This window comes from Variovorax sp. Varisp36 (assembly GCF_047304235.1).
Classification (GTDB): Bacteria; Pseudomonadota; Gammaproteobacteria; order Burkholderiales; family Burkholderiaceae_C; genus Variovorax.
The window spans coordinates 1-12683 of sequence record NZ_JBGLYU010000042.1; the positions used below are offsets into that span (position 1 = coordinate 1).

Sequence of the window (12683 nt, forward strand, 5' to 3'; positions counted from 1 at the left end):
AAGCCTTGGCCGGCTGCGTCTTTTGTTTATAAGACACTGGTGTGCGCCACCTTTTCAGCACGTATTACCGCGCCAAACCCAATGTGGTTAAAAATATCGTTGGGCGCGGGCCTTGGCGGGCCCCTTCGCTTTCTCTACCAAGACAACGATTTCGCGCAGTGACCTCTACTTCTTCCAAGCCACACGACCTTCAGGCCCTCGACACGCTCACCGGCGGCGCCTTCACCGCGCCGACCTCCGGGGAGCGCGCCGCGCGCATCCGCGACTGGCTCGCGGGCAACCCCGCGCCCGAGCTGATGCAGGAGGTCTTCAAGGAGCTGAGCGGTCGCGACAAGGGCGCCGCGCGCCTGCTGCGCGAAAAGCTCGACGAACTCAAGCGCGCCAAGGGCCAGGAGGCCATTGCCGCCGAATGGGCGCAAAAGGCCGAGGCGCTGCTGGGCCAGTCCAAGCTCAACATCGCCGATGCACTGGCCTGGCAGCGCGATGCTGCCAAGGCCGGCGCGCCGCTGTCGCGCGAACCGCTGGCTGGTCTAAAAGCCAGGCTGGCCGAACGCGTCAAGGGCATCGAAGACCTGCAGCACCGCGCCCAGGTGCACCGCGAAGCCGCCGTGCTGCTGGCGCAGCGCTTCGAGGTGCTGTCCACCAAGGGCTGGCAGGATGCCCAGGCGGCCGAGGAATCTCTGCGCGCCGACGTGACCCACTGGCAGCAGCAGGCGGGCGAGATCACGGCCGACGCCAACTGGACCAGCCTCGACGCCAAGTTCGCGCCGCAGCTCGAATCGTCGAAGTCGCAACTGCTGGTGGTGTCCGATGCTTTCCACAGCGCGCTGGCCCAGGCCGTCGCGGCCGCGGCCGATGCTGCCGCACCGCTGCCGCCCGTGCCCGTGTGGGCCGATGAATTGCGCGCTGCGCGCGGCGAGGTCGTGGCGCCAAAGCCTGCCGCCCCTGCTCGCCCCGCTGCGCCCAAGGTCGACCCGGCCGTGCGCGCCGCTGCGCAGGAAGCGGTGCAGGCCGCGCTTGCCAAGCTCGAGCAGGAAACCGCCGAAGGCCATGGCAAGGCCAGCGCTGGTGCGGCTGCTGCGCTGCGCGCCGTGCTCAAGGAACACGGCAAGCTGGTCGAGGCGCCGCTCGAAGCCCGCGTGCATGCCGCGCTGGTGGCCGCTGGCGAACTCGAAGGGTGGCAGCGCTGGAGTGCCGACAAGGTGCGCGAAGACCTCGTCGCCAAGGCCGAAGGCCTGCTCAAGCGTCCCGAGGGCCAGGCCCTCGGCGGCCGCAAGATGCAGGAAACCCTGCGCGCCCTGCGCGATCAGTGGAAGCAGGCCGACCAGGGCGGCGTGCCCAACCACGCGCTCTGGAAGCGCTTCGACGAAGCCTGCAACGAAGCCCACAAGGTGGTCGAGGCCTGGCTCGAGAAGGTCCGCGCCGATGCGGCCGAGCACCGCGCGCACCGCGTCGCGCTGATCGAAGAAGTCAAGGCCTGGGCTGCCGAACATGCCGGCGCCACCGACCTGAAGGCGCACAACCGCGCGCTGCACCAGTTCGCCGACCGTTGGCGGGACGGCGGCCACGTGGGCGAGAAGGTGTTCGCCGAGCTGCAGTCGCAGTGGAACGAAGCCTTTGGCGCGGCCCGCGCTCCGTTCGAGGCCGCGCAGAAGGCCAGCGTCGAACGCCGCCAGGCGATGATCGCCGAGGCGATCGAACTCGGCGCCCAGCCGGTGCTGCGCATCGATGCCGTCAAGGCGCTGCAGCAGCGCTGGCAGGCCGAGGCGCAGAGCGTGCCGCTCGACCGCCGCCACGAACAGAAAATGTGGGACGCATTCCGCGCGCCCATCGACGAAGCCTTCAACCGCAAGACGGCCGAGCGCGAAAAGGCGTCGTCCGCAATGAGCGAGCACGACCGCCATGTGCTTGACGCGTCCAAGGCACTCGACGCAGCCAATGCTGGCGGCGACGTGCAGAAGATCCGCGCCGCCATCGCCCGGCTGGAAGCCGCGATGCGCGGTGAAGTACCGCCGCCCGCATCGAAGGCCGAGCAGGCCGCTGCCGCGAGCGACGGTCCGTCGGTTGGTGCGACCGAGATCGAGGCTCCGGGTCAGGCCGCCGCTGAATTCGGCGAAAGCGCGGAGCAGGCGCCGAGCCCGAGCGATGCGGAAGCCTCGCCCGGTACGCACGCAAGCCAGGCGCCTGCCGCTTCGGTCGATCTCGTGGCGCCCGCTGACGGTGCCGATGCCTCGGCACGCGCCGATGGCCCGGCGCATGACGCCGGCGAAGCCGCCGCTGTCGAAGCGCCGGCCGCGGCACCGAAGCCCGCGCCCAAGCCCGTCGTGGCGATGCGCGGCGACGACCGCCCCAGCAGCAAGAAGGCCGAAGCGGCTCCCGCAGCCCGTGGCGCAGGTGGCCGGTTCGGCGACCGGCGCGAAGGCGGTCGGCCTGGCGCTGGCGGTCCGGGCCGCTCAGGCGAGCGCGGTGCTCCGCGCTCGGACGCACGCGGCGATCGCGGCGCACCTGCGGGCCGTTTCGGCGACCGTCCGCCGCGTTTCGAAGACCGTGGCCCGCGTCTGGGCGATGCAGCCTTCCGCGCGCAACGCGAAGCACTCGAACGCGCCGATATGGCGCTGCGCAAGCTCGCCGCGCAGGCGCATGGCGAAGCGCTGACGCAGGTGCTGGGCGCTTGGGAACAGCGCGACGCCAGCCGCCTGCCGAGCATTCAGGAGCTGGGCCGCGCAGTCACGCCCGCTGTGCGCAGCGGCTGGTCGCAAGCCATCGGCTCCGCGCCGACGGCCGCCGCGCCCGATGCCGCCGAAGCGCTGCTGCGCCTCGAAATGGCGGCCGAAGTGCCGACGCCGGCCGAACAACTCGACGCGCGCCGCGCGTTGCAGCTCAAGCTGCTCACGAAGCGTGGCGACCCGGCGCCGGCACAGACCTGGGGCCAGGATGCCGGCAAGGTTCTGGCTGCTGCACACGATGCCTCCAGCGCGCGACGTTTGCAGAACGCACTGAAGGCGCTGCTGCGCAAGTAAGCAGCCGGCCGAAAGTCGCGGCCACGAAAAAAGGTGCCCTTCGCCGGGCGCCTTTTTTTGGGGGGGGCAGCGAATCGAACGCCGAGTCGTTCAGGCCTTCCCGCCGATGAAGAATTCATCGAAAAGCGCGAGCACGCCCGGGAAGTCCCGGGCGAAGTTCGGGCGGTTCACGAAGTAGGCCTCGCACGCCACCGCAAAGAACTCGCTGATCGAGGTGGCGCCATAGGCGTCGAGCCATGGCGGCTCGCCGCCGAAGCGCTCGGCCTTGATGGTTTGCTCGCGAAAATCCTCGTAGGCAGGCTGCAGCACAGCAAGCCACGCCGTGCGGGCTGCGCGCGCGCTGCGCTGGCCCGCAAAGCCGGGGGGCAGCGGCGGGCAGCCGTTGGCGTCGCCGCTGCGCATGTCGATCTTGTGGGCGAACTCGTGGATCACGACGTTGTAGCCGCGCTCGCTGGTGATGCTGCTTGCCAGCACATCGTCCCAGCTCAGCATGACGGGGCCGCGGTCCATGGCTTCGCCGGCGACGACTTCGCCGTACTCGTGCACCACCTGGGCCTCGTCGACAACCTTGCGGCGCGCCACCACCTCGGAGCGGTGCACGACGATGCCGACGAAGTCGTCGTACCAGTTCAGTCCGCCCTTGAGATGCAGCACCGGCAGCACGGCCTGGGCCGCGATGGCCAGCGCGACTTCATTGGTGATGGTGAAGCCCTTGGCGCCGTGGAATTCCTTGTCGCGCAGGAACTCGGCCGTCAGCGTGCGCAGGCGTTGCCGGTCGGCGGCGGGCAGGGCGCCGAGAAAGGCGTAGCGCCTGAGCGCGGATTGCCAGGCGGCTTCGGGAATCGGGGGCAGGGCGCGCAGGCGGCGCAGCCACTTGAACATTGGCGGCGGCGCGGCTAGCGCAGATCGACGCGCTGCGCGCCGGCGGCGGACAGGCACAGCAGCTGCGCGCGCGGCGGATGCGCTGCCACATCCCAGTCGCTCAGCACGACGCGGTGCAGGCCGTCGCCCAGGTCGTGATCGGCAGGGCGGTGCGTGTGGCCGTGGACCAGCGTGTGGGCGTTCGCCTGCTGCAGCCAGTTGCGCGCGGCGGCGGTGTCGACGTCGGCCCAGATGGCCGAGGGGTTGCGCTTGCGGTCTTCGCTCTGCACGCGCATGGAACGTGCGAGCGCGCGGCGCTCTTCCAGCGGCCTGGCCAGGAATGCGGCCTGCCACTCGGGCGTGCGAACCTGCGCGCGAAACTTGAGGTACTCGGTGTCCTCGAGGCAGAGGATGTCGCCGTGGCTCAGCAGCCATCGTTGGCCGTGCAGCACGAGCACCGTGGGATCGTCGAGCAGCGTGAAGCCGCATCGCGCAGCGAAAGCGGGGCCGACGAGGAAGTCGCGGTTGCCGTGCATGAAGAACACCGGCAGCCGTTGTGCGGCGCGGCACAGCAGCTCGGCGCACTGTGCCTCGAAACCAGCGGAGTCGAGCGAGTCGTCGCCGACCCATACTTCGAACAGGTCGCCGAGGATGATCAGCGCATCGGCCGGCGTGGTCTGCAGGTAACCCTGCCAGGCTTCGAAGGTGGCGGGCTCGCCGGCTTGCAGGTGCAGGTCGGAAATCAGGTCGACCGTGCGCCACGCAGGCGGCGCCACCAGTTCCTTGAACACCGTTGTTGCGGCCGCCGCCGGGCTCACAGTCACTCGGCGATGACGACGGCCTTCTCGATCACCACGTCTTCGAGCGGAACGTCGTCGTGGAAGCCCTTGCGGCCCGTCTTCACGGCCTTGATCTTGTCGACCACGTCGGTGCCGTTGATGACCTTGCCGAACACGGCATAGCCCCAGCCCTGGGCCGAAGGTGCGGTGTGGTTCAGGAAGCCGTTGTCGGCCACGTTGATGAAGAACTGCGCGGTGGCCGAATGGGGCGCGCTGGTGCGGGCCATCGCCACGGTGTAGTTGGCGTTCTTCAGGCCGTTGTTGGCTTCGTTCTCGATCTCGGCGCCGGTGGGCTTTTGCTGCATGCCGGGCTCGAAGCCGCCGCCTTGCACCATGAAGCCGGGGATCACGCGGTGGAACACCGTGTTGTCGTAGTGGCCCTTCTTCACGTACGAGAGGAAGTTCTCGACCGACTTCGGCGCCTTGGCGGCGTCGAGTTCGAGCGTGATCACGCCGTAGTTCTTGATGTGCAGTTCGACTTGGGGATTGCTCATGAGGGGACTCCTGCTTGGGAAATGAATTACTTCGCCACCAGCGTGGCGGACTTGATGGTGACGGCTTCGAGCGGCACGTTCTGCATGCCGCCCTTGTTGCCGGTGGCCACCGCGCGGATCTTGTCGACCACGTCGGTGCCGGCGACGACCTTGCCGAACACGGTGTAGCCGTAGCCGTCGGGGTTGGGCGCGTTGAGCGAGTCGTTGTTCTTCACGTTGATGAAGAACTGCGAGGTCGCGGAATTCGGATTGCCGGTGCGGGCCATGGCGATCGTGTATTTGTCGTTCTTCAGGCCGTTGCTCGCTTCCAGCGGAATGGGGGCGCGCGTGGGCTTTTGCTGCAGGTCGGCCGTGAAGCCGCCGCCCTGGATCATGAACCCATCGATCACGCGGTGGAACACCGTGCCGTCGTAGTGCTTGTCCTTGACGTACTGCAGGAAATTCTCGACCGACTTGGGTGCCTTGGCCGCATCGAGCTCGACCACGATGTCGCCAGCCGAGGTGGCCAGCTTGACGTGCGGCGCCGCGGCAGTCTGTGCATGGGCCGTGGCTGCGAACGCGAGGGCGGTGGCCAGCGCGAGTGCGCTGCGGCGGCTGAAGCGGGAGAGGGACTGGATCGTCAAATGAGGCTCCGTGTGCGGATGAGGAAACGGGGCCGCACGGCAGGCACCGTTGCGGCGCCCATGCCGGCGGTGGCGATTACTTGCTGGTGCGGCCGACCGGTTTGCGAATGACCGCCGGCGGTGCGGGCAGGGGGGCGGCCTCGGCCTCGGCCTTCGGCGTGAAGATCTGGCGTATCAGCACGAGCTTGGGCGCAACGCTCGCATTGGTGCTGGCGAACTGTTGCGCACGCACGTATTCCTGGGCAGCGAGACGGGCATACACGTCGCCGAGGTTCTCGTGCGCCGTGGCGTAGTTCGGGTTGAGCTTGATGGCCTGCTCCAGCGCGGCGCGCGCCTGGTCGAACTTGCTTTGCGACGCGTACAGCGCGGCCAGGTTGTTGTAGGGCTCGGACAACTCGGGGAAGTCCTGCGTGAGCTGCGTGAAGGCGGCGATGGCCTCGGCCTGCTTGTTCTGTTCGGTGAGGATCACGCCGCGCAGGAAGCGCATCTGCGGGTCGCGCGGCTTGCCGGCGATGTAGGTGTCGGCCTTGGCGAGCGCCTCGTTCGACTTGCCCTGGCGCAGCATCAGGTTCACGTCGTCGTATTCGTTGGCGTGCGCTGCGGAGCCCCACAGGCTGAACAGCAGCGCGAAGGCAATGGAGAGTCTGGAGAATGCGGCGTGCTTCATGAAGCCTCGGCGGAAATGGGGGAGATGCGGGCTCAGCGGGCTTGGGGAACACCCGCACGCCGCTCGGCAGCAGACGTTTATACTAGGTCGGATTGTAGCCGAGGGGCCATGTCCAACCCCTCGCGACACAGCCCCCGTCACCCCTGAAAAACACCGTCTTTCGCCCGTGCCGCACGTGCGCGAAACGACGCTTTCCGAGCCTCATGAGTCTGCGCATCTACAACACGCTGTCGCGTGAATTGGAGGAATTCTCCCCATTGCAACCGGGACAGGTGCGCATGTACGTTTGCGGCATGACGGTCTACGACTACTGCCATCTCGGCCACGCCCGCTCGATGATCGCCTTCGACGTGGTGCAGCGCTGGCTCAAGGTGAGCGGCTTCGATGTCACCTATGTGCGCAACATCACCGACATCGACGACAAGATCATCCGCCGCGCCGTTGAAAACGGCGAGAGCATCCGCGCGCTGACCGATCGCATGATCGACGCGCTGCACGAAGACGCCGACGCGCTGGGCATCGAACGCCCCACCCACGAACCCCGCGCCACCGACTACATCCCGCAGATGCTGTCGATGATCGGCACGCTCGAGAGGAAGGGCCTGGCCTACCGTGCCGAGAACGGCGACGTGAACTATGCGGTGCGCAAGTTCCCGGGCTACGGCAAGCTCAGCGGCAAGTCGATCGACGAGCTGCATGCGGGCGAGCGCGTGGCCGTGCTCGACGGCAAGGACGATCCGCTCGACCCGGTGCTCTGGAAGAGCGCCAAGGCCACCGAGCCCGACGAGGTGAAGTGGGCCAGCGAATTCGGCGCCGGCCGTCCGGGCTGGCACATCGAGTGCTCGGCCATGGCCTGCGAACTGCTCGGCGAGACGCTCGACATCCACGGTGGCGGCGAAGACCTGCAGTTTCCGCACCACGAGAACGAAATCGCGCAGAGCGAGGGGGCCAACGGCAAGCCGCTGGCCAACTTCTGGATGCACAACGGTTTCATCGTGACCGACAACGAGAAGATGTCCAAGAGCCTTGGCAACTTCTTCCTGATCCGCGATGTGCTCAAGAAGTACGACGCGGAGACCATCCGCTTCTTCGTGCTGCGCGCGCACTACCGGCGCCCGCTCAACTACAGCGACGTCCACCTCGACGATGCGCGCGCCTCGCTCAAGCGGCTGTACACGGCGCTCGATCTCGTGGCGCCGGCCGACGTGAAGATCGACTGGACCGACCCGTACGCCGCGCGTTTCAAGGCCGCGATGGACGAAGACTTCGCAACGCCCGAAGCCGTGGCGGTGCTGTTCGACCTGGCGGGCGAAGTGAACCGCACGCAATCGGCCGCCCAGGCCGGATTGCTGAAGGCATTGGGTGGCTGCGTGCAGATCCTGCAGGACGACCCGAAGGCCTTCCTGCGCGCGGGCGCCACGCTCGACGAGGCCACCATCCAGGGCAGGATCGAAGCGCGCGCCGCAGCCAAGGCCGCGAAGAATTTCGCCGAGGCCGATCGCATCCGCCAGGAACTCCTCGAGCAGGGCATCGTGCTCAAGGATTCGCCCACAGGCACGACCTGGGCGGCTGCGCAGTGAACGGAACGACGAACCCCATGCCCGCCACCAGGAAGACCAGCGTCCAGATCTATACGCCGGACTATTGGGAGGAGGCATGCAAGCACCTTTCCCGGAAAGACCGCGTCATGAAGCGGCTCATTCCGAAGTTCGGCGATGCCTGCCTCGAGTCGCGCGGCGACGCGTTCACCACCCTCGCGCGCAGCGTGGTGGGCCAGCAGATCTCGGTGAAGGCCGCGCAGTCGGTCTGGGACAAGTTCGCCGCGCTGCCGCGCAAGCTCACGCCGGCCAACGTGCTCAAGCTCAAGGTCGACGACATGCGCGGGGCAGGGCTGTCGGCGCGCAAGATCGAGTACCTCGTCGACCTGGCCCTGCATTTCGATTCGGGCATGGTCCACGTCGACGCGTGGAAGGACATGTCGGACGAGCTCATCATCGAGGAGCTGGTGGCCATCCGCGGCATCGGCCGCTGGACGGCCGAGATGTTCCTCATCTTTCACCTGATGCGCCCGAACGTGCTGCCCGTGGACGACCTGGGGCTGCTCAACGGCATCAGCGTCAATTATTTTTCCGGCGATCCCGTGAGCCGCAGCGATGCCCGCGACGTCGCCGTGGCCTGGGCGCCATATTGCAGCGTGGCGACTTGGTATATTTGGCGATCGCTGGACCCGGTTCCAGTCGCGTATTGAACAACAGGAGAAGACGTTGGCGAAACGAACCTTCCTCGACTTCGAGCAGCCCATTGCTGAACTCGAAACCAAGATCGAAGAATTGCGCTATGTGCAGACCGAATCCGCGGTCGACATCTCTGAAGAAATCGATCAGCTCGGCAAGAAAAGCCAGCAGCTCACCAAGGACATCTACAGCGACCTGACGCCCTGGCAGATCACCAAGATCGCCCGGCATCCGGAGCGCCCGTACACGCTCGACTACGTCAACGAGATCTTCACCGACTTCGTCGAACTGCACGGCGACCGGCACTTCTCCGACGACCTGTCGATCGTGGGCGGCCTTGCGCGCTTCAACGGCGTGCCCTGCATGGTGCTTGGCCACCAGAAGGGCCGCGACACGAGGGAACGCACCGCGCGTAACTTCGGCATGAGCAAGCCAGAGGGCTACCGCAAGGCCTTGCGCCTGATGAAGATGGCCGAGAAGTTCAAGCTGCCGGTGTTCACCTTCGTGGACACGCCCGGCGCGTACCCCGGCATCGACGCCGAGGAACGCGGCCAGTCGGAAGCCATCGGCCGCAACATCTTCGAGATGGCGCAGCTCGAGGTGCCGATCATCGTCACCATCATCGGCGAAGGCGGCTCCGGCGGCGCGCTGGCCATCTCGGTCGGCGACCAGTTGGTGATGCTGCAGTATTCGATCTATTCGGTGATCAGCCCCGAAGGCTGCGCTTCCATCCTGTGGAAGACCAGCGACAAGGCGCAGGAAGCGGCCGATGCGCTGGGCATCACTGCGCACCGCCTCAAGGCGCTGGGCCTGGTCGACAAGATCGTGAACGAGCCCGTCGGCGGCGCGCATCGCGACCATCGGCAGATGGCGGCTTTCCTGAAGCGCGCGCTCAACGACGCGTTCCGCCAGGTCAGCGACCTGAAGACCAAGGAACTGCTGGATCGCCGCTACGAGCGCCTGCAGAGCTACGGCCGCTTCAACGACACCAAGGCCGACAGCGTCAGATAACGCGCGGGCGCTGTCATGAACTCCGCTTTCGAACGCGCCATCGCCGCGTTCGAGCCGGCGCATTGGCCGCTGGCGGTGGGCTTCAGCGGCGGCGCGGATTCAACCGCCTTGCTGGCTGCCTGCGCATCGCGCTGGCCGGGGCAGGTGGTCGCCTTTCATGTGCATCACGGGCTGCAGGCTGCGGCCGACGATTTCGAGCGGCATTGCCGGGCGGTGTGCGAACGCCTGGGCGTGCCGCTGGTCGTCCATCGCGTCGATGCGCGGCATGCGCCCGGCGACAGTCCGGAAGATGCCGCCCGCCGCGCCCGCTACGCGGCGTTCGCCGAGATGGCACGCGCGGATGGGGCGAGGGCGGCTGTCAAATGTGTGGCGCTGGGGCATCACGCCGACGACCAGGTCGAAACCCTGCTGCTGGCGTTGTCACGCGGCGCGGGGCTCCCGGGGCTCGCTGCCATGCCAGCGCAGGCGCGACGCAACGGGCTCGACATCCGTCGGCCGCTGCTTGCCGTTGCCGGCGTCGACATCCGCGAATGGCTGGCCGGTAGAGGCCTGCCATGGATCGAAGATCCGACCAACGGCGACGCACGCTACACCCGCAACCGGATTCGCTCCGTGCTGCTGCCGGCGCTGGAGCAGGCCTTTCCGCAGTTCCGTACGACGTTTGCGCGCAGCATTGGCCATGCCGCACAGGCGCAGCAGCTGCTGGCCGAACTGGCGGCGCAAGACCTGGAAACCGTGGGCAGCCCGCCGCGCATTGCGACGCTGCAGACGCTGTCGCGCGCCCGCCAGGCCAACGTGCTGCGCCACTGGCTGATGCAGTCGCACGGCTGCGCGCCCAGCGCCGCGCAGCTCGACCAGCTGCTCGACCAGGTCCGCGCCTGCGCCACGCGCGGCCACCGCATCCACCTCAAGGTGGCCGCCGGTTTCGTCGAGCGGCAGGGCGATTGCCTGCATTGGTACAATGTTTCGCCCTCGCCGAAGACTTTGCTCTGACAGCTTGCAGGGCGCCGCCTTTCAAGCGGCCCTTTCCCTTTCTCTGATTTCACCCATGGCATTGATCGTTCACAAATACGGCGGTACGTCGATGGGCTCGACCGAGCGCATCAAGAATGTCGCCAAGCGCGTCGCCAAGTGGGCGCGCGCAGGCCACCAGATGATCGTGGTTCCGAGTGCCATGAGCGGCGAGACCAACCGCCTGCTCGGCCTGGCCAAGGAACTGGCGCCCAGTAAACCCGGCGTGGCCCACAGCCGCGAGCTCGACATGCTGGCCTCGACCGGCGAGCAGGCGTCGTCGGCGCTGCTGGCCATCGCGCTGCAGGCCGAAGGCGTCGAGTCCGTGAGCTACGCGGGCTGGCAGGTGTCGGTGCGCACCGACAACTCGTACACCAAGGCCCGCATCGAGAGCATCGACGACGAGCGCGTCATGGCCGACCTGAACGCCGGCAAGGTGGTGGTCATCACCGGCTTCCAGGGCGTAGACGACGACGGCAACATCACCACGCTGGGCCGTGGCGGCAGCGACACCTCGGCCGTGGCCATCGCCGCGGCCATGAAGGCGCACGAATGCCTGATCTACACCGACGTGGACGGCGTCTACACGACCGACCCGCGCGTCGAGCCCGATGCGCGCCGCCTGACGACTGTGAGCTTCGAAGAGATGCTCGAGATGGCGAGCCTGGGCTCCAAGGTGCTGCAGATCCGCTCGGTGGAATTCGCCGGCAAGTACAAGGTGCCGCTGCGTGTGCTCTCGAGCTTCACGCCGTGGGACATCGACATCAATGAAGAGGCCAAGTCCGGCACGCTGATCACTTTCGAGGAAGACGAAAACATGGAACAAGCCGTCGTATCCGGCATCGCATTCAACCGCGACGAAGCCAAGATCTCGGTGCTCGGCGTGCCCGACAAGCCCGGCATCGCATATCACATCCTCGGTGCCGTGGCGGACGCCAACATCGAAGTCGACGTGATCATCCAGAACCTCAGCAAGGACGGCAAGACCGATTTCAGCTTCACCGTGCATCGCAACGAATACGCGAAGACGGTCGACCTGCTGCAGTCGAAGGTCATGCCCTCGCTGGGCGCGACCGAGATCGTGGGCGACACCAAGATCTGCAAGGTCAGCATCGTGGGCATCGGCATGCGCAGCCACGTAGGCGTGGCGAGCAAGATGTTCCGCGTGCTGAGCGAGGAGGGCATCAACATCCAGATGATCTCGACCAGCGAAATCAAGACTTCGGTTGTGATCGACGAAAAATATATGGAATTGGCAGTGCGCGCACTGCACAAAGCCTTCGATCTGGATCAGCCGAGCGCCTAAAGATGGCATAATCTCGGCTTCTTTCAGGAACTGTGACCGAGTGGCCGAAGGTGCTCCCCTGCTAAGGGAGTATGGGGTGTAGAGCCTCATCGAGGGTTCGAATCCCTCCGGTTCCGCCAAGTTGATGAAGCCCCGTTGATCGTGTGATCGGCGGGGCTTTTTTCATGCTCCGGGAAAGCGGCGAGCATCGCCTTGAAGCCCTCTGCGGCTTGTTTCTCATCTTCCCGTTCCGACTGTTCGAGGTCTTCCGCCATCGCGGTGATGAACGCCCGTGTTGGGTCTTCTCCTAGGACTGCTCGTAGCTTGCCGCGCACTCGCCAGTTGCACGGCCTTGTTCCGTTTTTCATCTGGATCAGTGTCGGTGCTGCCATGTCTAGCAGCGCTGCCAGCTTGACCTGACTGCCTGCGACCTCTGCGGCCGCCTCAATGAGTTGTTTTACGTCCATGGGGTGTAGCAAAGTGCTTCCGTGTGTGATAGGCTGCTACCTATAGCAATTTGCTTCAGTAGCTGATTGCTCATTTTAGGAGCCATTCATGCGCGACCAAACAGACAGCCGCACCCTCCCTCTCCCGCTGCATTCCGGTAGTAAGCCTCCGGGCTGTGATCGCTGGTTTCC

At 66.4% G+C, this 12683-nt stretch carries 12 protein-coding genes and 1 tRNA gene; 7 read left to right on the forward strand and 6 right to left on the reverse strand.

The genetic code is table 11. From position 1 onward, the window contains the following. Nucleotides 1–158 precede the first annotated feature (158 nt). Nucleotides 159–3020 (forward strand): DUF349 domain-containing protein, encoded by a 2862-nt coding sequence (locus tag ACCD11_RS21615; protein ID WP_007836903.1) that lies wholly within the window; start codon nucleotides 159–161, stop codon nucleotides 3018–3020. A 90-nt stretch (nucleotides 3021–3110) separates the two neighbouring features. On the opposite strand, the gene ACCD11_RS21620 is transcribed toward ACCD11_RS21615, so the two are convergent. The 5 genes from ACCD11_RS21620 to ACCD11_RS21640 form a co-directional block, all read right to left on the reverse strand. Beyond that, nucleotides 3111–3902 (reverse strand): zinc-dependent peptidase, encoded by a 792-nt coding sequence (locus ACCD11_RS21620; RefSeq protein WP_413315411.1) that lies wholly within the window; start codon nucleotides 3900–3902, stop codon nucleotides 3111–3113. Between the two features lie 14 nt (nucleotides 3903–3916). Then, the gene (locus tag ACCD11_RS21625; protein ID WP_413315412.1) at nucleotides 3917–4705 is read right to left on the reverse strand and encodes a UDP-2,3-diacylglucosamine diphosphatase; all 789 of its coding nucleotides are present in this window, start codon (nucleotides 4703–4705) and stop codon (nucleotides 3917–3919) included. Next, nucleotides 4702–5214 carry a peptidylprolyl isomerase gene (locus ACCD11_RS21630; protein ID WP_007836899.1) on the reverse strand — a complete coding sequence of 171 codons (513 nt, stop codon included), beginning with the start codon at nucleotides 5212–5214 and terminating at the stop codon, nucleotides 4702–4704. Before ACCD11_RS21630 ends, ACCD11_RS21625 begins: the two co-directional genes overlap by 4 nt. Before the next feature lie 26 nt (nucleotides 5215–5240). Further along, entirely contained in the window at nucleotides 5241–5837 is a 597-nt protein-coding gene (locus ACCD11_RS21635; RefSeq protein ID WP_007836898.1) for a peptidylprolyl isomerase, read from the reverse strand. Between the two features lie 76 nt (nucleotides 5838–5913). Next, complete coding sequence (locus ACCD11_RS21640; protein ID WP_007836897.1) at nucleotides 5914–6504, reverse strand: tetratricopeptide repeat protein; 591 nt, start codon at nucleotides 6502–6504, stop codon at nucleotides 5914–5916. Between the two features lie 203 nt (nucleotides 6505–6707). Between ACCD11_RS21640 and cysS the strand changes: the two genes are divergently transcribed. The 6 genes from cysS to ACCD11_RS21670 all read left to right on the forward strand — a co-directional run bounded on the left by cysS (nucleotide 6708) and on the right by ACCD11_RS21670 (nucleotide 12185). Continuing rightward, nucleotides 6708–8084 (forward strand): cysteine--tRNA ligase, encoded by a 1377-nt coding sequence (gene cysS, locus ACCD11_RS21645; RefSeq protein ID WP_007836896.1) that lies wholly within the window; start codon nucleotides 6708–6710, stop codon nucleotides 8082–8084. A gap of 17 nt (nucleotides 8085–8101) precedes the next feature. Next, complete coding sequence (locus ACCD11_RS21650) at nucleotides 8102–8752, forward strand: DNA-3-methyladenine glycosylase family protein (protein WP_007836894.1); 651 nt, start codon at nucleotides 8102–8104, stop codon at nucleotides 8750–8752. A gap of 16 nt (nucleotides 8753–8768) precedes the next feature. Continuing rightward, entirely contained in the window at nucleotides 8769–9749 is a 981-nt protein-coding gene (locus tag ACCD11_RS21655) for an acetyl-CoA carboxylase carboxyltransferase subunit alpha (protein WP_413315413.1), read from the forward strand. A 15-nt stretch (nucleotides 9750–9764) separates the two neighbouring features. Next, nucleotides 9765–10742, forward strand: coding sequence for a tRNA lysidine(34) synthetase TilS (gene tilS, locus ACCD11_RS21660; RefSeq protein WP_413315414.1), 978 nt, complete (start codon nucleotides 9765–9767; stop codon nucleotides 10740–10742). A 55-nt stretch (nucleotides 10743–10797) separates the two neighbouring features. Beyond that, nucleotides 10798–12066: an aspartate kinase gene (locus ACCD11_RS21665; RefSeq protein WP_007836888.1), complete on the forward strand. Its 1269-nt coding sequence runs from the start codon at nucleotides 10798–10800 to the stop codon at nucleotides 12064–12066. Between the two features lie 26 nt (nucleotides 12067–12092). Next, nucleotides 12093–12185: transfer RNA gene (locus ACCD11_RS21670), tRNA-Ser, on the forward strand. On the opposite strand, the gene ACCD11_RS21675 is transcribed toward ACCD11_RS21670, so the two are convergent. Beyond that, nucleotides 12153–12512 (reverse strand): hypothetical protein, encoded by a 360-nt coding sequence (locus ACCD11_RS21675; protein ID WP_413315416.1) that lies wholly within the window; start codon nucleotides 12510–12512, stop codon nucleotides 12153–12155. The genes ACCD11_RS21670 and ACCD11_RS21675 overlap by 33 nt on opposite strands. Between the last annotated feature and the right edge of the window lie 171 nt (nucleotides 12513–12683).